This window comes from Pedobacter ginsengiterrae, from assembly GCF_039537385.1.
Classification (GTDB): domain Bacteria; phylum Bacteroidota; class Bacteroidia; order Sphingobacteriales; family Sphingobacteriaceae; genus Pedobacter; species Pedobacter ginsengiterrae.
In genome coordinates this window covers 16,730-41,842 of record NZ_BAABAK010000005.1, presented here as the reverse complement: position 1 = coordinate 41,842, position 25,113 = coordinate 16,730, and the positions used below count along the sequence as shown (strand labels likewise).

The window sequence follows — 25,113 nt, the reverse complement described above, 5'->3', positions numbered from 1 at the left end:
AATTGCACTATTCCTAATCAATTTAATCGATATGAAATCTTTCTTTTACAAATCGTTACTGGCAGTTTCTTTATTTATTGTACAAAGCTCTAATTATGCAACAGCTCAGGTTGTTAAATGGGATAGCACTTATCGCCCAGGAAAATATGCAGAACAGGTAACTAAATTTAAAGAAGAACCCAAATCGAAGAAAGATTTCATATTCTTAGGTAATAGTATAACTGCTGGCACTGATTGGGCTATGCTTTTAAATCTTCCTCAGGCAAAAAATCGTGGTATTTCGGGCGATATTACTTTTGGTATTTTAGAAAGATTGCAAGAAGTTATCGATAGAAAGCCCGCTAAAGTTTTTATTTTGATTGGCATAAATGATATATCGAGAAAGATTCCTGATAGTGTGATTCTGCATAATTATAAAACAATGATTCAGCGAATCAGAAAAGAATCGAAAAAAACGCATATTTATTTCAGCACACTTTTGCCTGTAAATAGTTCTTTTGAAAAGTTTAAGAATCATTACGGTAAGGATAATCACATTCTTTGGTTAAATGATGAGATCAGAAAACTCGAAGCAAAAAATGTAACAATTGTGGATTTATATCCTGTTTTTGTAGATGATAATAAAAGATTGAGAGCCGAGTTGACTAAAGATGGCTTGCATCTTGTTCCAGAAGGTTACAAAGTTTGGGCTGAATATCTTAATGCAAACGACTATTTAAGATAGTATAATATAAACTTCAATCGAAAAAAATTAGGAGGGAAGGCCAGCTAAAATTTTAATCCCTAAGAAACAAAAAAAGCGTTCTACTAAGTAGAACGCTTTTAAATATTTCAAATAATTTCTTTAAAGATTAACCTTGAGCTGGTGGATTTGAAACTACAGGCGCTTTATCTCTTTTCCCTTTTCCCATACCTCTTCTCATTTTTCCTGCTTTTTCTTTAGCTTCAGATCTAAAAGCTTCTAGTTTTGTTTTTTGATCTGCATTTAAAACGCCTTCAAGATCTGCTTTGCTTTTATCCATATCTGCTTTTCTTTCTTTCATTTTCCCCTTCATTGCAGATTTGTCTTCGCTGCGGTAAGCATCTACCTTTTTAGCTCTATCCAATTCTATTGCATAAACCTTTTTCTTTTGATCGGCGGTTAAGCTTAGTTTTTTATCCATCATCCCTGTTGCTTTTTCTGCTCTTTGTTCTGCAGTTAACTTAGGCATTTCTCTTCTTACTCTTCTAGTCGAATCTTGAGCAAACACTGCAGTAAAACCCATTACTGCAACGGCTATTGTTAAAATCAATTTTTTCATGTGTATTAGTTATTTATGTGTGTTTTAACTAATAGATAGTAAAAATGTCTTTCGGTTTAATTTGTACTTGTTAAAATATGTTAATTCTTGTTAAGTTGCGAAATTGATTTTTGCATTTGAGCCATCATTTGAGTTAAGGTTTCCATCGTTGGGTCTGGTGCAGGTTCTGGCAACGAAGTAGATATATATGCCTTTGCTCTCCAAATTTCAAGAATATCATCGGCGGCAATTGTGTAAGCATCATAAACTTTGTTATCCGAAACTAATTTTAACTCTTTATTTTCTCTGAACCGATTGCCTGCACGTTTGTAAACTACACCTTCATTTTTACTAATAATGATATAAGTTTCACCAGTTTTAACCTCATTCCAGTTATCTAAGTATTCACCAATAATTACACTTCCAGGTTGAACAGGTAACATACTATCACCCATAATTTCGAAAGCACGAAAAGTTCCCTGACGAAGTGCAGCAATTGGCAGCTGGAACTTTGGAAGATCACTTATATACTGAGGATCAGAAAAGCCGTTCAAATAACCAGCACTTGCCTTAACTGGAACCAGCTCGATATTTTCCCTGTCGTTCGCATCAACCGAAATACTGAGTACTCTTAAATTAGAACCCTGGCTTTTCGGTTTTGGCTTCCAGCTATCAGAAATTTTTTCATTGATGAATTCATCGATGGTTAACTCAAAATATTCAGCTATTTTTTTTAGTAATTCATATTTTGGTTCAGCCCTGTCTTCTTCATAGGCACCTATAAGTGATCTTTTAATTTCCATAATATCAGCGAATCCCTGCTGTGTATGGCCTTTTTTCTTCCTTAGGTACTTTAAATTATTTGAAATATTCGACATAAAAATAAATTTTAAAATAAATTTGGAATTACTAAAATAGTTAGTAATTTTATGCTCATAAAGTTAGTAATATTATTTTGATTTGCAAGAGGGTATACTAAATAGTTTAGTTTTAATTTTTAAACACGTTATTATGAAAAAGTTCGTTTACATCGTTACCGACAGAAATCGCACCAGTATGCATGTTGGCATGAGTTCTGATTTGATTAAAACATTAGATTTTTACAAGCAGATGCCCAACTTATTTTTTGATAACGGACAGCAATTAACCCGCCTTGTATATTTCGAAGAATTTAAAACCGAGGCTCAGGCTTTGTCTCGTTTTAAATTGATCAGTAGATTTACCCGTATGCAAAAAGAACGTTTAGTAAGATCTTGTAATCCCGATTGGATTGATTTAACTATTGGCCTTGATTTTGAAAATATTCTTATGCATAGAAATATTACCAATCAGGTAAAGCTTTCTTTCAATAGCTTATCTTAAACAACTAATGAGTTTCGATAATTGAGTTAATGAATAACCAGATTCTTCAAGTAAATTGTTTTCTTTTGAAGATTCTAGATATTCACTAATTCAAAAATTATTTTCTACCAACCTGGTGCGAAGGTTAATCCGAAAACACCAGTTTTAACATCTTTACGTTGGAAAGGTATAGCATAATAGGGCTCCAAAACAAAATAGCCAAATACATTTACTCTTAAAGATATACCAACACTCATTACAGGTATTCTTTCATTAGTATCTTCATATGAACCTACAACATTTCCGCTTGAGTCTAGGATAGGTGTTGTTGTGTAGGTTGGCTCACTTTTAAAAGCAACTTTTGTATTATTTGTCCAGGCAACACCCGCATCAAAGAATAAGTTTAAATCTGTAAATAAGAATTTAGATGGTATAGCAGTTAATTTTTTCGGTCCAGTAAAAGGTAAACGAACTTCAAAATTGAAAACAGCTAATTTACTTCCGCTTAGTTGATTTATGTCAAAGCTGTTACCCAAAGTAGAGGTATTATTTTTATAAATTGAATTGGCTTCATATCCTCTTATTAAGTAGGGGTAACCTAAATACATTGGATAAAGCCTATCAGCATCATTACCAATACGGAACATATTGTATGATCTTGCTGCTATAGTTATTGGTTTTAACCTCCAATATTTACGTAAATCGGCAGTAACACCACTAAATTTATAAGTTCCGAAATATAATTCGCCACCAACTCGGTATCTAAAACCATCGAGTGGACTTGTTAAACCAAAGATTGAGTTATCACCAACAAAAGATGCGTTTAATTGATACAAAGTGAATGAGTTAAATGGTACGCCATAATCTATGCTGGCTTGCTCGTTTGAAACTTTGCTTCTATCAGAGCCTACATAATATCCATCAGTACTGTAATAATTGCTATAACGATCTACACGGTATGTGTAACGAGAAAAGGCACCACCTAATTCGAATCTGTGTAGTTTACTAAATGGATAAGAACCAAATAATTGTACCTGATCTTCAAACGTTCTAATAATATCTGTACGGTAATTTATAACATCTGTAGTCGTGTTGTTTGCGCCAGGAAGTTTTTCAAAACCATAAGAACTGAAGCCTGAAACGTAAGGTATGTGAGATACAGCAGCACCCCAATTTATTCTGCTTTTTTGGTTGATATAACCAACTAATCCACCGAAATCATAAATCTCTCCATTAACAGATAAGTTCGCTACAATTTGATTGGTTCCTAAAATATCGCTAAACATTCCAATAATACCACCTTGAGCACCCGTTCCAAATCTGCTTGTTGAAACACCAATTCCACTATTTGCCAAATAATCTAATTTGAATTTAGGTTTATAAGGAACCGTTTTCATAGAATCGGCTACTATTTTTTCAAATCTATCGAAGTTTGTTAGATTAGAATTAATAATGTTTACACCAATATTCTCCATCGGCGGTAATATGGCGGCGTCAAAATTCTCTTCGTTGTTATTTATTCTTTTCGGTTTGAAGCTACTTAAATTGGCGTTATAAAGCGTATAACGTTGGTAACGATAGTAGCTGTAAACAATATCATTAGTTTTTGATATAGAAATGGCTGGAGAAAATTCGGTTATACCACTAATTCCAGTAAAATAATCTGTTAATTGATCTACTGCATTATCGTCGAAACTGTATTTATATAAATTTCTAAAACCATCTCTATTGGATAAAAAATAAACACTTTTACTATCTGACGAGAATTGAGCATTTAGATTATTGGCACCTGGAAAAACATCAATGTTGCTAAGAGTTTTGGTAGAAATATCGAAAATGGCCAGGTTAATTGGATGCACAGCTGCAATATTGTTATTCTGAATTGCACCTCTATCTGAAGAGAAAACTATTTTTTTGCCATCAGGCGAATAGTTTGGAGCATAATCTGAATAAACATCGTTTGTAATTTGTGTAACCTGTTTAGTGTCTAAATTATAAGAAAAAATATCACTTTGACCTTCAACCATACCCGAAAATGCAATGTCTTTTCCATTTGGCGACCAGGTTAAGTTACCAAATTGTGAAACATCGCCCATTGCATTTTGAGATACTGTAGAGCCATTATCTACATTAATGATCATCATTTGGTTTTTACCCTTACTGAAAATACTAAATGCAAATTGTTTGCTATCGGGCGACCAGGCTCCAGCCGATTCTATAAAATTAAAATCATCAATATGGCCATTAGAAATTTGACTGGTAAGTTTTCTTAAAATTTTACCCGTTTTGGCATCTGCCAGGAATAAATCAATTCCAAACAAATCTTTTTCAGATAAGAATGCAACATATTTTCCATCAGGACTAAGGGCAGGAGCAACGTTCATATTTCCTGCATTTTTATTATCTATAATTTTACTCCCCGTAATTTTTATTTGCGAACTATCGGCTTTTAGCATCGGCTTATAGTGTGCATCGATGGCGTTTTTCCATAAGCCAGATAGTGTTTTATCATCATAGCCAAAAGTATACCTTATGGCGTTTTCGTAACCGTATTTAGCCGTGTTCTTAAATAGTGGAACAATTGTAGTATCGCCATATTGAGAGCCAATGTATGTCCAAAAAGCTTGCCCGTAACGATAAGGAAAGTATTTATTTGAATTGGTTAAATCTTTTAAAGATGGAATATCTCTATTAAGCATTGCATCACGCATCCACATTGAGGTAAATGCATCACGTTTTCCAATAGATAGATATTCGGCCATACCTTCAACCATCCATAAAGGTGTTTGGCCAACATTTTCTAAGCTAATAGAATCTTTTTCGAGTAAGATATGGTATTGAAATGCGTGAACTAGCTCATGACCAAGCACATGCCTTGTTTGGCTATTTAATTCCATTACAGGCATTATTACCCTGTTTTTTAATGCTTCAGTAACACCGCCTGTACCTACACCAATTTCGCCATTAAGTGCTGTAGTTTGTTGAAAATCAGGATGATTGTTATAAAGAATAATTGGGTTTTTCTTCATGAACGTATCCCTGAAAACTTCTTGATGCATTTTGTACCAGGTTTCTGCATCTTGAGAAAATTTCTTTAGTAAACTTTCATTTTTCAAATAATAGTAAATTTCGAAATGTGGTGTTTGTAACACTTTAAAATCCAGGTTTTTGTATCTAACCTTGTTTTGGCCAAAGAATTGCGCCTGTACAGAAAAAGAAAGTATGGTTAAAAGCAAAGCAGGTATAAATTGCTTTAAGGTTGTAGAGCTTATTTTCATACAGTTGGTTTAGTGGTATGCAGTATAATTACGAAACGAAATGATAAGATATTCGGAAATAAAAATAGCAATTGTTTAAATTACTATTTTTATTTTAACACTTTTTAAGATAATGAATGCGCATTAGTTATTGCCATTTTTCTTTTTCTCGCGTTCTTCCTGTCTTTGTTTTCTTTTTAATTCGCGTTCTTCCTTTTTAGTTAACGGAACAACAGCAGCAGGTTGAATAGGTGTAGGTTCGGGCTTTTTCTCTTCTTTTTTAACTTCAGGTTCTGTTGTAGCAGGAACCGCAGTTTCAGGGTTTTCAGGTTCTGCAACAGTTGTAGAATCTACTGTAACACTATCTGTAGAGGTTGTATCCTGTACAATACGAGGACTAGGGCAGTTAATTGTTCTTGTAATATCAACAGTTGCTTTTGGAAATGGTCCGTAAGTGTAGCCAGATGTAGGGTCATGATAAACCTTTTCCATAAACTTCGCAAAAATTGGTAATGCAGTTCTCGAGCCTTCTCCTTGTTCTCCGTTTTTAAAGTGAGCAGTACGCTCATCACAACCAACCCAAACACCAGTTACCAAATCTTTGGTAATTCCCATATACCAGGCATCTACATAATCTGATGAAGTTCCTGTTTTTCCGCCAATTTGATTATTCTTTTTCCATAAATCCCATTCCCATAAAGCCTGAGAGGTACCGCCAGGTTCTTCCATACCACCGCGGAACATATATAACATTAACCAGGCAATTTCCTCCGTTAAAACTCTTTTAGTTTTTGGCTTAAAATCATCAATTAAATTATTATCCTGATCGGTAATTTTTTCGACTAAAATAGGATCTGTTTTTACGCCCTTATTTAAAAAAGTACCGTACGCTTTTACCATTTCGTAAACACTTACATCATTTGAACCTAAACTCACAGAAGGAACAGACTCTAAGTGACTATCTATGCCACATTCTTTTGCCCATTTAACTACATTATCCCAACCAACCTTTTCGGTAACCTGAGCAGTAATGGTGTTTACCGATTTTGCCATCGCCCAACGCAAACTCATCTCCCGATAGGTTACACTGTAATCAGCATTTTTAGGTTCCCAATATTTCGTTTCGCCTTTATCCTGATAAGGAATTTTAACGGGCTTATCCGTAAATTTATCGCAAGGACTCATTCCTTGTTCTAAAGCGGTTAGGTATGCAAACGGTTTAAACGTAGATCCAGCTTGTCTTTTTGCTTGATTTACGTGATCATATTTAAAAAACTTATGATCGATACCGCCAACCCAAACTTTAATTTTTCCACTTGCAGGCTCCATAGTCATCATGCCTGTATTCATTATTTTTCCGTAATAACGAATAGAATCTAGGGTCGAAAACATGGTATCTCTATCTCCTTTATAAGAAAATATCTGCATCTTTTTCTTCTTATTGAAGTAAGCTGTAACCGAATCTGGCGCATTCGGGAATTTCTTTTGAAGCAAGCCATATATTGGCAAATTTTTCATTGCACGATCAGGGTAATCAACTTTTTTCTTTTCAGAATCATACCAAGGATCTTCATTTCCCCAAACGCTGTAAAATCTGCGTTGTAAAGTTTTCATTTGATCTTGTACAGCTTCTTCAGCATATTTTTGAAGCTTAGAATCGATGGTTGTATATATTTTTAAACCATCTTCATATAAATCATATCCATTATCCTTACACCATTTTTCCAGATATTTTGCAACAGCAGCTCTTAAATAAGAATCGCCATCACTTCCATCTTCCATTTTACCTTCCTTAAGTTTAATCGGTTCTTTTGATAAGAGTGTAAGACTATCTTTACTTAAATAGTTATACTTATTCATTTGGCTTAAAACCGTATTTCTTCGTACTAAAGCTCTTTCAGGATTTTTAGTTGGGTTATATAAAGATGTACCTTTTAGCATTCCAACAAGCAATGCAGCATCGGTAGTAGATAAATCTTTAGCTTCTTTATCAAAATAAATGCGACTGGCTGTTTTAATTCCGTACGTATTATTTCCGAAAGAAACTGTATTTAAGTACATCGTAATAATATCATTTTTCGGATAATTCGATTCTAACTTTACAGCGGTCATCCATTCCTTTAGTTTAAAAACAATGGTTCTAACCAAAGGTATTTTCGATAATAAGCCCTGCGATTTATTGTAACGCGTACGATATAGGTTTTTCGCCAATTGTTGTGTTATTGTACTGGCTCCTCCATCTTTACCAAAGCCTATAACAGCACGCCCAACAGCTTGTATATCAATTCCCCAGTGCTTACGGAAACGAACATCCTCGGTAGCAATTAAAGCATTTAAAACGCTTGGCGCAATTTCGTTGTAATTAACAGGTGTTCTGTTTTCTTTAAAATACCTGCCAATCAATTTTCCATCAGCAGTATATAACTCAGAGCCTACACGAAGAGTGGGGATTTTAATATCATGATAGCTAGGTGAGTAGCCAAATAACCACAAAAAGTTAATTTGAAGTGCAGAGAAAAATATAACTATGAAAAAAATACCAATTGCAGAATAACGTAAGTACTTGTTTTTTATCTCTTTAAACATAAGGTTAAGATGATGTATTTGGAAAAAGCTTTGGCGTTAAATATAAAAAACTCTAAATGCAAATTAACGTATTTAATTTACTTATTTTTTAGTTCTATATTTAAATTATTGATTTTAGAAATTTCAACATTATAACGCATAGATATGAAGAACGAATTTAAAAGCCTAATTGTACAAGGAGGTAAAAAGTTTTCAATTAAAAATACCAAAACCGATTATACAGGAGATTACAACAAGGAAAAAGCTAAAGATGCTTTAGTGAAATCTAAAATTGAAATCAATCATTTACAAGAAAAGCTCTATGCATCTGGTACACATTCTTTACTAATAATTTTTCAGGCAATGGATGCAGCTGGAAAAGATAGCGCTATAGCACATGTAATGAGTGGATTAAATCCTCAGGGATGTCAGGTTTTTAGTTTTAAAGTTCCAACATCTGAAGAGTATGAACACGATTTTTTATGGAGACATTATAAAGCATTGCCAGAAAGGGGCAGAATAGGCATTCACAATCGTTCGCATTATGAAAATGTTTTGGTTTGTAAAGTTCATCCTCAATATATTTTAAGCGAAAACATTCCTGGTTTTAGCGATGTAAAAAAAGTAAATAAAGATTTTTGGAAACAACGTTATCAAAGTATTCGAAATTTTGAAGAGCATTTAACTGCTAACGGAACTGTGATTTTAAAATTTTTCTTAAATGTAGGTAGAGATGAGCAAAAACAAAGATTTTTAGAGCGGATAGAAGACCCAACAAAAAACTGGAAATTTTCATCTGGCGATATTAAAGAAAGGGCTTTGTGGGATGATTATATGAAAGCCTATGAAGATGCTATCAACGAAACGGCTACATCTGATTCACCATGGCATATTATTCCTGCAGATAAAAAATGGTTTGCCCGTTTAGCTATTAGCGAAATTATCGAGGATAAATTAAAAAGCCTGAATATCAAGTTTCCAGTTTTAGATGAAACTGAACAAGGTAAGCTGCTCGAAACAAAAAATGTTTTATTGGCTGAATAACATTTGTTTGCCTTAATTGTGTTCTTTGTGGGATATTGAAATAAAAAAACGCTTATTTCTCTAAAGCATATAAATTATAACTCACAAAGTGATTCACGACTTCGGCATAAAAATCTGTGTTTTTGTTCATTGTTGCGGTACTAAATCTATTCAGTTTATTCATACGACCTAATTTTTTAACAATTTGCCTACTTTGCCGTTAATCATACATAGCTTATCAGGATTGAAAGCAATGATTAATTTAGAGGATTGCAGGTTATAGGATAACCTGCAATTTTTTTTCTCTAGCATAACGTTAGCTGCCCAAATTAATTATTTGCATATCAACTTTGATAATTACCATCATTATAAATTATCATGAAAGAAGTAAATCAAAATACGCCAGCTCGTGAGTTAGATCGTATTCGCGAAGGTGATCAAATCAAGGTTTATCGTGGGAAAACTGGAGAGGTAGAAAGAGTACAAATTGTTTGTAGTAAAGGACAAAGGCAATATTTCTATAAATTAAAAAATGATGGAATTGTCTTCATCATTAGATAAAGTACTAACTTAGTATAAAAGAAAAACCCGCTATTATGCGGGTTTTTCATTTTTTGGTTCAAGTTTATTTTGTTGTTATGGTGTGCCTGCCCTTCGCGGATACCCCGCTCACAGGACTTATTTTCAGGTGATTTATTTAACTATAACAAGTTATGCATTGAAAGGTTTTTAACCTAAAATATTTATAAACACCTGTTGAAAACTGTTAATAACTATTTGTTGATTTGAAAGGTGATTTTTGATTTTCTAATTACCTGAAGTTTCAGATACATAACCATCTTTGTAGATTTCATTTAACAGCCCTGCCAAACGCACCGAGGCTTGTTGAATCCTTTCTTCTACCATTCCTATATGTTTGTTGTAATATTCTTCGCCAATTGTTCGCGATTTCATTTCATCAACTTCGGCATAAAGTTTAGAACTGATTTGATAGCTTTCCCATGCCCACTTTATAATTGGTGTTTTTTGCCATTTTCTGATTTTGCGTTTAGGTATATTGTTAAACTTAATTGCAAGACTATCATATTTCAATCCCCGGTGTTCTAATAATCTGGTATCTATTAAACTATGTAGATTAGTTCCTTTGCCTTCGTAATTTAGTTGGATCGTATTTCCACCTTTATCTTCAGCACGAGAAATATGCATAGGTTGATGCATGTCGCCTACAAAATGAAGTACAAATTTTAAGGCATTAATTTTCTCCTTTTTAGGTGTATCTTTTTGCTTCAGTGTTTCCTGGGCTTTAATCAATGCACTATATACATTTGCCTGTTTCATGGTATCAACCATGTTTTTAAACTTTTTAAAATTTAAACCTAAGGGTAAATTTAGAAAATGCCAATTTGCTGTTTCTTTTAATTCTGGAAATTTTCTTGCTTCATCTGCCCAGGTGGCAGCATCTGCTAAACTTTCATCACCTAGTAAATCTTTTACTGCCGCTTTTGCGTTAGGAGATAAGTAGCTTTCAGTTATTTGACCAATGGTTCGATGACCAGTATATCCCCAGGAAATTAAAATTAAACTAATTGCAATAATAAGTAAGGCGAAGGGGTAGTGAAATTTCATGTTGATTTTTTAAAATATTCGACAAAGGTATTTTCTTAAACGATATTTTAAATATTGTCATCAAGCCGTTACTAAGAATAATTAATTGATTAATTCTGTAAAAATTGGATGGTTATAAATTTGAAACTAGTTTTAAAATATTCGAATATTTTTCAAACTCTTCAGCAACTCTCATATTTTTGGTAGTGTTTTAATGGCAAAAATTACAGTTCTAAGTTTGTTAGAATCCATTAAAATACACTTAATTTGGTATTGTAAATTTTTATTTTGAATTGTAAATTTAGGTAATAGTAAAATGGTTATGCGTTTTAGAAAACCCTTTTTCCCAATTCCTTCTGAAGAAAAACCTATAGTTAGAGAGAAATTTTTACTTGTTTTTATTGGTGGACAGCTAATCTATATTCCCAGTCTTTTTAAAATAGAAATAACAAAGGGGAAATAAGCAGATTAAACCTAGCAAGAAACCACCTAAAGTATCAGTAAACCAATGAGCACCAAGATATATTCTTGATGGAGCTATTGTTATAATGAGAAAAGCTGAAATACCAGTAATTAAATTTCGCCAAACTAACGCAATGGTCTTTAAATTTTGCATAAGCACAATAAGAAAACCGAAAAATAAAACATACGATAAAACATGGCCACTAGGATAACTTTGAAACCTGTTAACTTCTACCAAACGAACATAAAAACTTGTGGGACGAGGTCTGTTAATAACATTTTTAATACCAAGAATTATTAAGCCCGAGAATAAGGTTGTTGATATAAAAAAGCCTTCTCTTTTGTATTTATTAAAATAGAATATAGATGCAACAACTAAAACTGAAATTAGTGACCAGGGTAATTCTCCAAAGAAACTAATGGCCAGCATTAGTTTGTCTAGCCATTTATCTTGGTATTTCTGAACCGCCAATGATACTTCTATATCAAAAGGGAAAATATGATTTTTTGCTATGAAAGCGCTTAATAAAGTAAAACTGATGATCAGTATAAATAATAGTAAAATTAAAATCCTCGGTTTTTTAGACATTTTTAATTAAGTGATTTGAACAAATTTATAAAATTTATTTTATCATAACTTTTTTGCCAGTTCTCGCAGAAATCTTTGCTGCTTCTAAAATTTTAACAACAATTAAGTTATTTTCTAATGACGATAAATCGTTTATGGTTTTGATTTCTCCTTTTAAAACAGCTGCCAAATAACCTAAGCTACTCGAGTAAGCAGGTGCAAGTACTTTTGCATTATAAATTTTGTATTCGGATTTTTTGTTATCTCTTAATCGCAAATTATGCTCGTTAATAGCTTGAATATAACCTGTTTTACCAAAAACCTCCATATCTTTAATACTAAAAGGCCAATTCCACGAGGCTTCAATTATTCCAGTGGCATTAGGGTATTCTAGCAAAATTGTAGCATCATCGTCTACATTTGGATAAATTTCAGGCTTTATTTGATGTGTTATTGCAGAAACTGATATTGGAGCTTTACCATCCATTAACCAAGTCATTAAATTGGCTCCGTAGCAGCCAAAATCTACCAAAGCACCTGCGCCATTTTTTTTAGGATCTGTTAACCAGTTTAAAAATTCTTTACTTACACCAATTTCCTTTGGTCCTTGATGACCATCATGAACAATCATTTTTCTGATCTCGCCAATTAAGTTTTGCTGTTTAATATTTAAAAAAGCTTCCTGATTACTTGGATACCAGGTAGTTTCGTAATTGGTTAGTAAATGTATATTGTGTTGTTTCGCTAATTGCACCATCCTTTCTGCTTGTTTAACGGTCATAGCTAAAGGTTTTTCTACCATTACAGAAATACCTAGAGGGGCTGCAGCTTCCACCACAGCTAAGTGATCGCTAATTGCATTATATGCCAAAACCGCATCAGGTTTCCGTTTTTGTAATAGGGTAGGTAAATCTTTAAAGAAAATACTATCGGCAAGTTTATAACGCTTTTTAAAACGTTCTACTAGTTCTTGATTATTTTCTGCTATTCCGATAATATTAACTTCACCTTTTTGAAAACTGTTCATAATCAGATAAATATGATCATGATTTAAACCTGCTACCGCCACATTAAGCTTTGCTTGAGCCTTAGAAATAGAAAAAGATAAAAATGTTATCGCTAGTGTAAATACTAAATTAAATGCATATCTATTAATCATAGTTAATCGATTTATATATTGGTTAAAGAGTTTAACAAGGTAAAAAATTAATGTAAATAGAATTTTATTTACATATAAATATTACAGTTTTTGAGAAAACATATAATAAGAGATTGTATTGAATTGTTGTTAAATCTTTATCAAGGAATTTAACCCTTTCATAAAGGATTTTAGCCTTTCTGTATAACGAATTAGGAGGAACTATTTTGATTTGCAACATTTGATAAGATTATAGGAAATCTAAGCTCAAACAGTCGGCAGGGCTACCTCCTTGTCGGCTGCTAAAGCGCTTTAAAAAGGTATAAATAACTAAATATAAATTAATAACTCAAGCTTACATCTATTACGCTCATCATTTTACCCTTCCTTATAAAAAGGAGGGGTTTGAATTTTCATAATAAATCAACTCTATTTAACTAGAATTTGCTTTGGTTCTGTTACTACAATTTGAAATTTCCCTTTAAACTCGCTAACGATTCCTGTTATGCAAATCTTATTTCCAAGAAACATACTTGCTGGCTCAGAAGAAAATTTACTAATATCTTCTTTATTAACTACTACAGTTAAAAGTTCTTTTGGATAAGCGCCACCAACATTAATTAAAGTCAGTTTATCTAAAGCTTTAGTACCATAAACAGAATCGCAAACGGTTACAGTTTTTCCAATATACTGCGATGCATCTTTGGCTAATATTAAGGTTTGGCTTTTAGCTAAAAAGCTTGTTAAAAGGAAAGCAGCAAAAAAAAATAATTTTCTCATGGGGGAGGATTTAATAGAAACACTTGTAAAGCAATTTCTACGACAAAGATAATCTACAGATTTTATAAAATGGAAAATTAGTTTTAAAATATAGATTATATAACCGCTTTCGAACAATAATATTACCATATTTTAATATTCCCATTTATGCTTTTTAAAACATTCGGGTATATTTATGAAATAATAATTTTCTAGCCATATATATGAAAACATCTTCTTCAATCTTACTCTCTGGAATTGCATTTACCATATTTCTGTCAACCACATTAATCAATAATACATTTAACGGCAAAACTTTAATCCATCAAAAGCAAAAAGAAATTAAAATTGATACGCCTGATCAGGATAGGTTTGTAAAAGTTAATTTAGTGCAGGGGCAGTTTACCGAACCAACTGAAATGGCAGTTTTACCGAATCTCGATATTTTAGTTGCTCAAAGGAGAGGTGAGTTGATGCTTTATAAAAATCAAACAAAAAAGCTTTCTCAAGTTGCTAAACTCGATGTTTACTTTAAAACAGGGCTTTCTGATGTAAATGCAGAAGAAGGCTTGTTGGGGTTAACAATCGATCCGAAATATGCGTCCAATCAATATGTTTATCTTTTTTATAGTCCTATCGGAAAATCGGTAAATCGTTTATCACGATTTAAAATGGTTAACGATATGCTTAGCATGACATCTGAAAAGGTAATTTTAGAATTTTATTCTCAACGAGAAATTTGTTGCCACACTGGTGGCTCACTCGCTTTTGGTCCTGAGGGTTTACTTTATATCTCAACAGGCGATAACTCGACGCCTTTCGATGTACCAAAACAGCAATTTGTTAATAAAGGTTACGCTCCATTAGATAACAGGCCAGGATTGCAGCAATATGATTCAAGGCGTTCGGCTGGTAATACAAACGATTTAAGAGGGAAAATTCTTCGAATTAAGTTAAATGAAGACGGCACTTATAGTATTCCGAAAGGTAATTTATTTGCTAATGGCGAGGCAAAAACAAGGCCTGAAATTTTTGTAATGGGAAATAGAAATCCTTACAGAATATCAGTAGACCAGAAAACAGGATTTCTTTATTGGGGAGAAGTTGGCCCTGATGCAACTAATGATGATGAATTAAGAGGGCCGAAAGGATATGATGAGGTTAACCAAGCACGAAAAGCGGGAAATTTCGGTTGGCCATATTTTATCGGTAATAATTATCCTTACAAGGCGTATGATTTTACAAATGGAACTAATGGACCTGCTTTCGATGCCGAAGGTGCTACAAATAATTCGCCAAACAATACTGGTTTAGCAACGGTTCCAGCTGCTCAAGCTGCATTTATTTGGTATCCTTATGGCGAATCTAAAGAATTTCCACAGGTTGGCTCAGGCGGACGAACAGCAATGGCTGGACCTGTTTTGTATAATAAACCTGAAGCTTCTCCCTATCCTGCATATTATAATGGTAAACTTATTATTTATGAATGGGTAAGAGGTTGGGTAAAAGCAGTTACGATGGCTCCAAATGGAGATTATTTAAGTATGGAACCTATAATGGCTAATTTAGATTTTGCAGCACCAATTGATATGGAATTAGGTCCAGATGGTAAAATTTACGTTTTAGAATATGGAAAAGGTTGGTTCTCAAAAAATCCAGATGCGGGAATTGTCAGAATTGATTATTTAAAAGGCAATAGACCACCGTTGGTTTCTAGCTTAATTATAGAAAAGCCCAGCGGATTATTGCCTTATAAATTAATTGCAAAGGTTAAGGCTAAAGATGCTGATGGAGGACCATTAACTTATGTATGGAACCTTGGTAATGGGTTAAAAAAAACCACTAATATTCCTGAATTGCAGCATACTTTTACTAAAGCGGGCGAATATCCAATTAGTGTTCAAGTTTTCGATAAAGAAAAAGCTTCGGCAAAAAGTAAGGTTATTTCTGTTTTTGCAGGAAATGAACATCCAAAAGTCGATATATTATTAACAGGTAATAAGTCATTTTATTTTCCTGGTAAGCCAGTTAATTATCAGGTTATAGTTGCCGATAAAGGTGCGGTGGTTAATAAAGAAAGAATTTATATTTCAAATTCATATACAGAAGGAACCGATTTAGCAGGAACGCAATTAGGGCACCAACAGGCAGCACAAACTTTAATTGGTAAATCATTAATGGCTAAATCAGATTGTAGTACTTGCCATAAAATATCAGGAGTTTCCATTGGCCCAGCATTTGATAAGATTTCTGCTAAATATCAGAAAGAGCCAAAAGCTGTAGATTATTTAGCATCGAAAGTAATAAAAGGAAGTAGTGGAGTTTGGGGAGAGGTACCAATGCCTGCGCATACAGCCATGAAAGAAACAGAAGTGAAACAAATTGTAGAGTGGGTAATGAGTTTATCGGCCAAAGAAACAAATATTATGTCACTTCCTACTATTGGTAAAATTACACCACCTGAAACTATAAGCAAAAACAAATCAGTTTTAACGATAAAGGCTTCTTATACCGATATGGGGGCAAGAGGCTTAAAATCCTTAACAACTACAAACATCTATAATTTAAAAAGTAACGTAATACATTTAAGCGATATAAAAGATTTCTACGGATTTAATCGTGATGAAAACGAGTTGTTTAACTTAACTCAAAATAATGGATGGATAAAATTATCATTAATTGATTTAACAGGCATTAGTGCAATAAATTTAGTGGTTTCCAGCCAACCTATAGATGCAGGTTATGATGTAGAAATAAGATTAGACCAACAAGATGGAATGATACTAGGTAAATCTAATTTAAGCAAGCTAAATATTCCAATTGAAGGTATAACCGATAATAAATTTCATGATGTATATATTGTTTTTAAAGCCATTAAAAACACGAATAAAGCTACTATCTCTTTAAAGGCTGTAAGTGTAGAATCGAAATAGCAAATAAATCAAAAAAGGCTTTGGTGTTTTACCAAAGCCTTTTACATTAATTATCTTCCACCAATCTATTTTTTGATAAATTCTCTCGTATAAACGATATAAAGGAATCTTTATATTTATTAGCAAGAGATATAGAAGTGCCACCAGCTAGAACAATCTGATCGCCCAAAAAACTCTTTATATGTAATTTAGAAATAATTGCAGATGCACTTACTTGAATAAAAGCTGGGTTTTCCCTTACGATATTTAATATTTTACTAAAGTTTAATTTAAAACTCATGTAATTTTGTTTAACCGTTCTTAGGCATACCATTTCGTTAATTTGTTCTAACGAAATCAGGTCGCTAAATTCTATTTTAATAAATTCATTTGAATCATTTTGCATTGGAATAAAGAAGAAATCATCTTTTAATTCTTTAGTTTCGTTTCTTTCATTCGGATAAAGATTACTAATCGTTTCCGTAAAATGAATCATCGAATATGGTTTCAATAAGTAAGCATCAGCTTCTACGCCAAATGCTTCGATAGCATAACGAGGGTGAGCGGTTGTAAATATTAAATGCTTGGTCTTTTTTCTTAATAAAGCAGCCAACTCAATACCCGAAAGGGTTGGCATCTCGATATCCATAAAAATAATATCAACTTTCTCCGATACAGAGATATCAGTAAGGGCTTTTAACGGATCTGTAAAACTTTTAACTAACTGTAAATCTGGTACTGTATTTAAGTAAGAATTAAGGTTTTCTAAAGAATTCGGGTCATCATCAATCGCAATACAATTAATCGGCATATATTTTTATAGGGTTTTGAGATTTATAATTTAAAATTTTGCTTTTAAAGATTTTATGCCAGTCTATCCTTATCAAAGAGTAAAACTAAAGCTAATTTAGGCATTATCTTTTAAAATATTTTGTCTTTTTATCGTAATTTTAACATTAAAGTGTTCATTATCATTAAAATAGTGTTTGAAATCGGCTTTACCTCCATAAGTATAATCTAGCCTTTTTCTAATGTTATCTATCCCAGTGCCAATTCTTTTTACTTCAAAATTTTTATTCTTAGCAATATTTTTGGTTTCTATTAAAAGATTTTCGTTATCGGCAACAACTTTAATAAAAGCAGGATTAGATCGGTCTTTTAATTCGCCATGTTTAAAAATATTTTCAACCAAAGTAATAAGTACCATTGGTATTATTTTTTCATTTCTAACTTCATCTTCATAGTCGAGCTGAATTTGTAAACTATGATTGTTTATTAATTGATGCAGGTTGATGAAAGTTTCTACTTGCTCTATTTCATTTCGTAAATTAACAAATTCTTCCTCATGCTTGCTATCTACAGTATACCTCATCATTGATGAAAGTGCAATAATGGTTTCTGCGGCAACGGGAGAATTTTCTTTTGCGTTATGATAAATGAAATCCAATGTATTAAAAAGTAAATGAGGTTGGGTTTGGGCTCTTAAAAATGCATTTTCTGATTTTGCCAGTTGAATGATATTGTTTAACCTTTGTTGCTCGAGCAGTTCTGTTTTCTTTCTTTCTTTAATAAACGTGATGAGAAAGTAATATCCAGTACTAAAGATAATGAAATAAACTGCTCTGAATGTTCCGCCGATATAGAAGTTAGTATTTAATACTGGATCTTTTGAACTTATTATATGTGTGTACTTGTTTATTAAAGCGTAAGTAATATAAGTAACACATAAATATGCTGCTACCTCTAAGAATAAAAGCACAGGAATTCTCCAGATTATTTGCTTAGGATATTTTAATCCATACTTTAAAACAATTAAAGCATGAAAATAAAAGATAGAAATATTTAATAGGTAGTGAAAAATATAAGTGCCTGGATTAGCAAGTTTGCCCGTGTACAAACCAACTATTACAATCTCATAAAACAAGAAAGCTGCCCAACCAATAAAACTATATTTATAAGTAATTATCCAATTTAAAAAAACATTATTATGCTTAAAGATTTTAACTACTGCTTTTATCATTACTTAGAGAGAGTTTTGTTTAGATTAAGAACGACCTGTTTTAATCGTTTTGTCTTTGATATAAGTTAAAACTTCATCACGGTAATTATTACCCAGATTTACAATAAGTTGGTTCGACATTTTCAAAGAGTTTCCATCAACTTTTTCAATATGGTTTTTGGATATAATAAACGAACGATGTACCTGAACAAAATTCGGGTGTTCCTTTAAAACATCTTTAATTTCGGATAATCCAATATATGAAACTATGGTTTCATCGAGCGTGTAAATCCTGACATAATTTTGTAGGCTTTCTACCGCAACAATAGTATTATACCGCACCTTTATAAGGTTGTTGTTATCATTCTTATTTCTGATAAAGAAATGGTTTTCTTCTTTTTGAATATCTATTGAAGTAGTCGTATGAACGATCTGCGGAAAAAGTCTATTAATTGTTTCTGCAAAACGAGCAAATGTGTAAGGCTTTAACAAATAAGCGCTTGCATTTATTTCGAAGGCTTCGTAAGCATATTTACTGTGTGAAGTTGTAAAGACAAGTTTCGAAGTTTTGTGTTTAACTGCCTTCGAAAGCTCGATTCCAGAAATCATTGGCATATCAACATCCATAAAAATAATGTCAACATCAGGGCCAGTCCCTATTTCTGTTAATGCTTGTAACGGGTCTGTATAAATCTTTATAAGATCAAGGTTTTTAAGCGTATCTATGTATGATTTTATTGCATTAACCGCATGGTTTTCATCATCAATAACAATACACTTCAATCTCATATATGGCAACGGCTAAAACGAACGCAAATTAAGTCAACAGTTCTAATTTAGAAAAAAAAATGTTTTTGTCACGGTTTTTAATCACTTCGTAATGGTTTTGTGTTTGTTCGTGTAGTTTTGTGTTTTTTTAAACGAAGGCCTATCTAATTAAATAAATTGAAATCGCGTTAAAAACACAAGCGTTTTAATATTTATATGGAAACTTTATACTACTATTTTCGTTTTAATATCTGAGCTTGAAGTTTTTTTAATTACAAATTATTATAAAATTCAATTTTAGTTAGATTGGTTAAACGTATAAGAAAGATGATATTTGCAATGGATATAAACATTTTTGTGAAATGCCATCCAAAAGAAAATATAAATCGAATAAAGTTTTAGAGAATTCGATAGTAAAATTTGCCTGTTTTTATGAAAGAAATATTCGACAAATTATCTGCAGATTGCAGTAAACTAACAACAAAGCGCTACAGTACAAGCTTTTCGTTTGGAATATATTTCTTAAATAAAAAACTTCGTTCGCCAATTTATTCTATATATAGTTTTGTTCGTTTGGCTGATGAAATTGTAGATAGCTTTCATTCCTTTAAAAAAAATTATCTACTAAATAAATTTAAACAAGATACTTTTGAGGCAATAGAAGCGGGGATTAGCTTAAATCCAATACTGAACTCTTTCCAAAAGGTTGTAAATGAATACAATATAGATCATCAATTAATTACCTTGTTTTTAAGTAGCATGGAGATGGATTTAATTGAAAAAGAATACACTCCAGAGTTATACGATAAATATATTTTAGGTTCTGCAGAAGTTGTTGGCTTAATGTGTTTAAAGGTATTTACAGATGGCGATTTAACGGAATACGAACAGTTGAAACCTTATGCAATGAAATTAGGCTCTGCATTTCAGAAGGTTAACTTTTTGAGAGATTTAAAAGCCGATCATCAATCTTTAAACAGGAGTTATTTTCCGAACATAAATCTTGCTCTTTTCTGCGATAATCAAAAAAGAGAAATTGAAATTGAAATAGAAAAGGAGTTTGAAGAAGCTTTAATTGGTATCAAAATGTTACATGCATCTTCCCGAAACGGCGTTTATCTATCATACATTTATTATAAAAAGTTGTTCGGTAAAATAAAAGGCTTAACCGCCGAACGCATAATGAACGAAAGAATACGCATTTCGAATGGCAGGAAAGTTGGTTTAATGTTCGATTGTATGATTAGACATAAACTTAATGCCATATAAATTTTATATTTATAATTATTAAGCATCCCTATTTTTTGAAAATTAAATGATTGAACAAGTAATACTTGTAGATAATAACGATTTACCTACAGGACTAATGGAAAAAATTGAAGCGCACGAGAAAGGTTTGTTGCACCGAGCATTTTCTGTTTTTATTTTTAATTCGAAAAACGAATTGCTTCTACAACAAAGAGCTAAAAGCAAATATCATTCTGGTGGCTTGTGGACAAATACATGTTGCAGTCATCCGCGCTGGGGAGAAGAAAATATCGAGGCTGCGAAAAGAAGGCTTTACGAAGAGATGGGAATGAATTGTGATTTAAGTTATGGATTCCACTTTACCTATATGGCTGAGTTTAGCGATGGTTTAATTGAGCATGAGCTTGATCATGTCTTTTTTGGATTATCGGATGAATTACCAAAAATAAATACAGAAGAGGTAGAAGCGTATAAATATGTTGATTTAGAAAAATTAAGACTTAACATAATTGATAAACCCGAACAATATACTCCTTGGTTAAAAATATGCCTTGAAAGGGTTATAGAGGCTGTAAAAGTGCCTTAAACAAAAAACGGGCATACAACTTTCGTCGTATACCCGCATCTAAATTAACGCTCTCAAGGGCAAAGATATATTTAGTTCTGATAAAACCGAATTTTTTTTGAAAACTTTTACTTTTTTTTGATTTTCATAGTTCCTAGTTCGTTTTCTAAGCTCTTTGAAACTTTCTAAAAATTAAACTTTTTATAATTTCAAACGTTTCACTTAAAACTATTTTACAATGGAAAGAGCAGAAATTAAATCTTTACTTGAGATTATTGATCAACAAGTTAGTTCGTCTATTCTCGGTGGAATGGAAGAGCAATATGAAGAACTTGAGACTTTAGGTTATGTTAGGATAAATCGCGAGGCTGTTCAGTGGTCTTCTTCGATAACGCCTGAAGGAATGCACTTTCTTCATACTTACGAATAGACGGTTAGCAGTTGTAATTTATATCTAAACCTTTATTGTGATTTATATGGCAGATTTCTTCTAAATTTGACGATATAAATTATGAACAATATTCAACTGAGAACAGTTAATGTAACCAGGTATGTTACGCCATTACGCGAAGGTGGCTCTATGCCCGCCATAGCCGAGGCTGATGATGGTTTTCTATATGTATTAAAATTCCGTGGCGCTGGTCAAGGCCCCAGAGCATTAATTGCCGAGTTGATTGGCGGTGAAATAGCAAGGGTTTTAGGTTTTCGCGTGCCCGAATTAGTTTTTGCCAATTTGGATGAGGCTTTTGGCCGAACTGAGCCCGATGAAGAAATACAGGATTTGCTTAAAGCAAGTGTTGGTCTTAACTTAGCTCTTCATTACTTATCTGGTGCAATAACTTTCGATCCAACTGTAACAAAGGTTGATTCAAAGCTTGCATCTCAAATTGTTTGGTTAGATTGCTTACTAACCAACATGGATAGGACTTGTCGTAACACCAATATGCTTATCTGGCATAAAGAATTGTGGTTAATAGATCATGGCGCTTCATTATATTTTCATCATTCGTGGCAAAATTGGGAAGAGCAGGCAAAACGTCCCTTTGTATTAATTAAAGACCATGTTTTATTACCTTGGGCTAATGACCTGGAAATTGTCGATTCCGAATTTCGAGCTATTTTAAAACCAGAACATATTCAAGCCATTGTTTCATTAATTCCAGACGAATGGTTAGAAGGCGAAAATATATTCGAAACCAAAGATAAACATCGCGAAGCTTATGCTAAATTTTTGGAAACCCGCTTAGCACATTCAGATATCTTTTTAAAAGAAGCACAGCATGCAAGAGAAACACTTATTTGAGTATGCTGTAATTCGTGTAATGCCTAGGGTAGAACGCGAAGAATTTCTAAACGTTGGAATTATCTTATACTGCGCAAAACAAAAATTTTTAAAAGCAATTTTTACTATCGATTACAGTAGATTAAAAGCATTTTCCAAAGGTTTAGATATAGAAGAAATTGAGGAAAATTTAGTAGCTTTTGAGCGCATTAGTGCAGGGGCTAAAGGATCTGGAACAATTGGTCAATATGATATGGCTTCTCGTTTTCGTTGGTTAACAGCAACAAGAAGTACAGTTGTTCAATGTTCCAAAGTGCATCCAGGCTTTTGTGTCGATGCTGAGGAAACCCTTATCAACCTTCAAGAACAATTGGTATTATAAATACATAATAATTACATTTTTATCCTTACTCTTTGTCTAAAGATTATTTCAAAAAACTGATCGATTTGCTTGATGTAGAACGTAAAGCCGATCATCAAACTTTCTTAAAATTAACCGAAAACACTTCTGCTGCCGATAGGCGAAATTTAGGGTTAACTTGGTATCCAATTGCTATTCGTAATACCGAAATCGGACGTGGAGATTACATAACGGTCGAAGTTGAAAGAACTACTCATCAAGATTTATCGCAGCAATTTCGCTTTGGTTCTACCGTTGTTCTATTTTCTAATCACGACCCCAAAGCGGATCGGATAGAAGGTGTAATTACACACCTTAATCGCAATAAAATGAAAATTAGTTTGCGTTTAGATGAACTTCCAGATTGGACTAGGGATGGAAAACTCGGAGTTGATTTATTATTTGATAATAACAGTTACGATGAAATGAATAATGCTTTAAAACAAGCGACAACATTTTGTGATGATGATGCCAAAAATAAATTAATACGGATTTTAACTGATGGGCAACAGCCTGATTTTACGGTTGATTCAGGTTATTATTCTTCTCCAAAACTTAATATATCGCAACAAGAAGCTGTAAATAAGATTCTTTCAGCAAATCAATTAGCAATTGTTCATGGTCCGCCTGGAACAGGAAAAACCACAACTTTAGTACAGGCAATAAAAGCACTCAGTAAACAAGATAACCAAAAAATACTGGTTGTTGCACCAAGTAATACAGCTGTAGATTTGTTGACTGAAAAGTTATCAGAAGAAGGTTTAAATGTTATACGTGTTGGTAATCCTGCGAGAGTTTCTGAAAAGTTAGTTCATGCAACGCTTGATTATAAAATGGCTGAACATCCAGAAATGAAGTCTATTAAAGCGCTAAAAAAGCAAGCAAATGAGTACAAAAACATGGCTCATAAATACAAACGAAGTTTTGGAAAAGCCGAAAGAGATCAGCGAAAGGCATTGTTTGATGAAGCACATAAAATTGGCCGGGAAATAGAAAATTCTGAACAGTATATAATGGATAATCTATTTAATAATGCGCAGATTATTACGGCGACACTTGTCGGTTCAAATCATTATACCGTTAAAAATTTAAAATATAATACTGTTGTTATCGACGAAGCTGGACAAGCGCTAGAGCCTGCCTGTTGGATTCCGATTTTAAAAGCCGAAAAAGTAATTTTTGCAGGAGATCATTTTCAGCTTTCGCCAACTATAAAATCGAATGAAGCTGCTAAAAGCGGACTAAGCACTACTTTGCTCGAGAAATCTGTCATTCTACATCCAGAGTCGGTCGTGCTATTGAATGAGCAATACCGTATGAATACACAAATAATGGGTTACTCTTCAAAGGTTTTTTATGAAGATCGGTTAATGGCTAATTCTTCGGTAGCAAATCATTTATTGTTTCCAAATGATGAGCCTTTAATGTTTATAGATACAGCTGGCTGCGGTTTTGAAGAAAAGGCTGATGGTACAAGTACTACAAATCCTGAAGAAGCAACTTTCATGCTTAATCACTTAACCGAGTTTATTGAATCGCTCGGAAATCAAAACTTTGAAAATAAATTTCCAAGTATAGCTGTTATATCTCCTTACAAACAACAGGTTCAGTTATTGAAAGAGCTAATGCAATCGAATCCTCTTTTAATGGCGCATGATGATAAAATTTCGGTTAATACCATTGATAGTTTCCAAGGACAAGAAAGAGACATAGTTTACATAAGTTTAACAAGGAGTAATACTGAAGGGGCAATAGGTTTCTTATCTGATACCAGACGAATGAATGTAGCTATGACAAGAGCAAGAAAAAAGCTTGTTGTAGTAGGAGATGGGGCTACCTTATCGAGATCTTTATTTTATAACGATTTTATGAAGTATGTAGAGGGGTTAAATGCTTACCATAGTGCATGGGAATTTCTTTAGGACAATCTTATTTTTTTTA

22 protein-coding genes are annotated in these 25,113 nt (G+C 32.9%); 11 read left to right on the top strand and 11 right to left on the bottom strand.

Annotation, left to right across the window (positions count from 1 at the left end):
- Positions 1-31 precede the first annotated feature (31 nt).
- A complete protein-coding gene (locus tag ABD692_RS06740) occupies positions 32-724 on the top strand; it encodes a GDSL-type esterase/lipase family protein (protein WP_344765943.1) in 693 nt (230 codons plus the stop codon).
- Positions 725-851: 127 nt separating this feature from the next.
- Here ABD692_RS06740 and ABD692_RS06735 read toward each other — a convergent pair whose 3' ends face one another.
- Together ABD692_RS06735 and ABD692_RS06730 are read right to left on the bottom strand one after the other, a co-directional pair.
- Positions 852-1,301, bottom strand: coding sequence for a hypothetical protein (locus tag ABD692_RS06735; protein ID WP_344765942.1), 450 nt, complete (start codon positions 1,299-1,301; stop codon positions 852-854).
- Positions 1,302-1,381: 80 nt separating this feature from the next.
- Positions 1,382-2,158, bottom strand: coding sequence for an XRE family transcriptional regulator (locus ABD692_RS06730; RefSeq protein WP_316760594.1), 777 nt, complete (start codon positions 2,156-2,158; stop codon positions 1,382-1,384).
- A gap of 133 nt (positions 2,159-2,291) precedes the next feature.
- Between ABD692_RS06730 and ABD692_RS06725 the strand changes: the two genes are divergently transcribed.
- Positions 2,292-2,642 carry a GIY-YIG nuclease family protein gene (locus tag ABD692_RS06725; protein WP_316760591.1) on the top strand — a complete coding sequence of 117 codons (351 nt, stop codon included), beginning with the start codon at positions 2,292-2,294 and terminating at the stop codon, positions 2,640-2,642.
- Positions 2,643-2,746: 104 nt separating this feature from the next.
- Here ABD692_RS06725 and ABD692_RS06720 read toward each other — a convergent pair whose 3' ends face one another.
- Both ABD692_RS06720 and ABD692_RS06715 read right to left on the bottom strand, forming a co-directional pair.
- Positions 2,747-5,899, bottom strand: coding sequence for a peptidase MA family metallohydrolase (locus ABD692_RS06720; protein WP_344765941.1), 3,153 nt, complete (start codon positions 5,897-5,899; stop codon positions 2,747-2,749).
- A 123-nt stretch (positions 5,900-6,022) separates the two neighbouring features.
- Complete coding sequence (locus tag ABD692_RS06715) at positions 6,023-8,464, bottom strand: transglycosylase domain-containing protein (RefSeq protein WP_344765940.1); 2,442 nt, start codon at positions 8,462-8,464, stop codon at positions 6,023-6,025.
- A 144-nt stretch (positions 8,465-8,608) separates the two neighbouring features.
- On the opposite strand from ABD692_RS06715, the gene ABD692_RS06710 reads away from it, so the two are divergent.
- Both ABD692_RS06710 and ABD692_RS06705 read left to right on the top strand, forming a co-directional pair.
- A complete protein-coding gene (locus tag ABD692_RS06710; RefSeq protein ID WP_344765939.1) occupies positions 8,609-9,487 on the top strand; it encodes a polyphosphate kinase 2 family protein in 879 nt (292 codons plus the stop codon).
- A gap of 357 nt (positions 9,488-9,844) precedes the next feature.
- Positions 9,845-10,027: a hypothetical protein gene (locus tag ABD692_RS06705; RefSeq protein WP_316760582.1), complete on the top strand. Its 183-nt coding sequence runs from the start codon at positions 9,845-9,847 to the stop codon at positions 10,025-10,027.
- 246 nt (positions 10,028-10,273) lie between these two features.
- Here the strand turns inward: ABD692_RS06705 and ABD692_RS06700 are convergent, their stop codons facing one another.
- From ABD692_RS06700 to ABD692_RS06685, 4 genes are all read right to left on the bottom strand, one after another.
- Positions 10,274-11,092, bottom strand: coding sequence for a S1/P1 nuclease (locus tag ABD692_RS06700; protein ID WP_344765938.1), 819 nt, complete (start codon positions 11,090-11,092; stop codon positions 10,274-10,276).
- 391 nt (positions 11,093-11,483) lie between these two features.
- Positions 11,484-12,122 carry a phosphatase PAP2 family protein gene (locus ABD692_RS06695; protein WP_344765937.1) on the bottom strand — a complete coding sequence of 213 codons (639 nt, stop codon included), beginning with the start codon at positions 12,120-12,122 and terminating at the stop codon, positions 11,484-11,486.
- Positions 12,123-12,156: 34 nt separating this feature from the next.
- Positions 12,157-13,260, bottom strand: coding sequence for a Gfo/Idh/MocA family protein (locus tag ABD692_RS06690; RefSeq protein WP_344765936.1), 1,104 nt, complete (start codon positions 13,258-13,260; stop codon positions 12,157-12,159).
- A 408-nt stretch (positions 13,261-13,668) separates the two neighbouring features.
- On the bottom strand, positions 13,669-14,019 hold the full coding sequence (locus tag ABD692_RS06685) for a single stranded DNA-binding domain-containing protein (protein WP_344765935.1): 351 nt from the start codon (positions 14,017-14,019) through the stop codon (positions 13,669-13,671).
- A 203-nt stretch (positions 14,020-14,222) separates the two neighbouring features.
- On the opposite strand from ABD692_RS06685, the gene ABD692_RS06680 reads away from it, so the two are divergent.
- Positions 14,223-16,931 (top strand): PQQ-dependent sugar dehydrogenase, encoded by a 2,709-nt coding sequence (locus tag ABD692_RS06680; RefSeq protein WP_344765934.1) that lies wholly within the window; start codon positions 14,223-14,225, stop codon positions 16,929-16,931.
- Positions 16,932-16,977: 46 nt separating this feature from the next.
- Here ABD692_RS06680 and ABD692_RS06675 read toward each other — a convergent pair whose 3' ends face one another.
- From ABD692_RS06675 to ABD692_RS06665, 3 genes are all read right to left on the bottom strand, one after another.
- Positions 16,978-17,721 carry a LytR/AlgR family response regulator transcription factor gene (locus tag ABD692_RS06675; RefSeq protein WP_316760566.1) on the bottom strand — a complete coding sequence of 248 codons (744 nt, stop codon included), beginning with the start codon at positions 17,719-17,721 and terminating at the stop codon, positions 16,978-16,980.
- A 96-nt stretch (positions 17,722-17,817) separates the two neighbouring features.
- Positions 17,818-18,930, bottom strand: a complete 1,113-nt coding sequence (locus ABD692_RS06670) for a sensor histidine kinase (RefSeq protein ID WP_344765933.1) — start codon at positions 18,928-18,930, stop codon at positions 17,818-17,820.
- 24 nt (positions 18,931-18,954) lie between these two features.
- The gene (locus ABD692_RS06665) at positions 18,955-19,698 is read right to left on the bottom strand and encodes a LytR/AlgR family response regulator transcription factor (protein WP_316760562.1); all 744 of its coding nucleotides are present in this window, start codon (positions 19,696-19,698) and stop codon (positions 18,955-18,957) included.
- A 411-nt stretch (positions 19,699-20,109) separates the two neighbouring features.
- On the opposite strand from ABD692_RS06665, the gene ABD692_RS06660 reads away from it, so the two are divergent.
- The 6 genes from ABD692_RS06660 (at position 20,110) to ABD692_RS06635 (ending at position 25,094) form a co-directional block, all read left to right on the top strand.
- On the top strand, positions 20,110-20,946 hold the full coding sequence (locus tag ABD692_RS06660; RefSeq protein ID WP_344765932.1) for a phytoene/squalene synthase family protein: 837 nt from the start codon (positions 20,110-20,112) through the stop codon (positions 20,944-20,946).
- Between the two features lie 46 nt (positions 20,947-20,992).
- Entirely contained in the window at positions 20,993-21,511 is a 519-nt protein-coding gene (gene idi / locus ABD692_RS06655) for an isopentenyl-diphosphate Delta-isomerase (RefSeq protein WP_344765931.1), read from the top strand.
- A 217-nt stretch (positions 21,512-21,728) separates the two neighbouring features.
- Complete coding sequence (locus tag ABD692_RS06650) at positions 21,729-21,920, top strand: hypothetical protein (protein WP_316760557.1); 192 nt, start codon at positions 21,729-21,731, stop codon at positions 21,918-21,920.
- Positions 21,921-22,001: 81 nt separating this feature from the next.
- A complete protein-coding gene (locus tag ABD692_RS06645; protein WP_344765930.1) occupies positions 22,002-22,793 on the top strand; it encodes a HipA family kinase in 792 nt (263 codons plus the stop codon).
- Positions 22,771-23,154 carry a DUF3037 domain-containing protein gene (locus ABD692_RS06640; protein ID WP_316760555.1) on the top strand — a complete coding sequence of 128 codons (384 nt, stop codon included), beginning with the start codon at positions 22,771-22,773 and terminating at the stop codon, positions 23,152-23,154. The genes ABD692_RS06645 and ABD692_RS06640 overlap by 23 nt, the downstream gene beginning before the upstream one ends.
- Before the next feature lie 32 nt (positions 23,155-23,186).
- Positions 23,187-25,094, top strand: a complete 1,908-nt coding sequence (locus ABD692_RS06635; protein WP_344765929.1) for an AAA domain-containing protein — start codon at positions 23,187-23,189, stop codon at positions 25,092-25,094.
- The last annotated feature ends 19 nt before the right edge of the window (positions 25,095-25,113 follow it).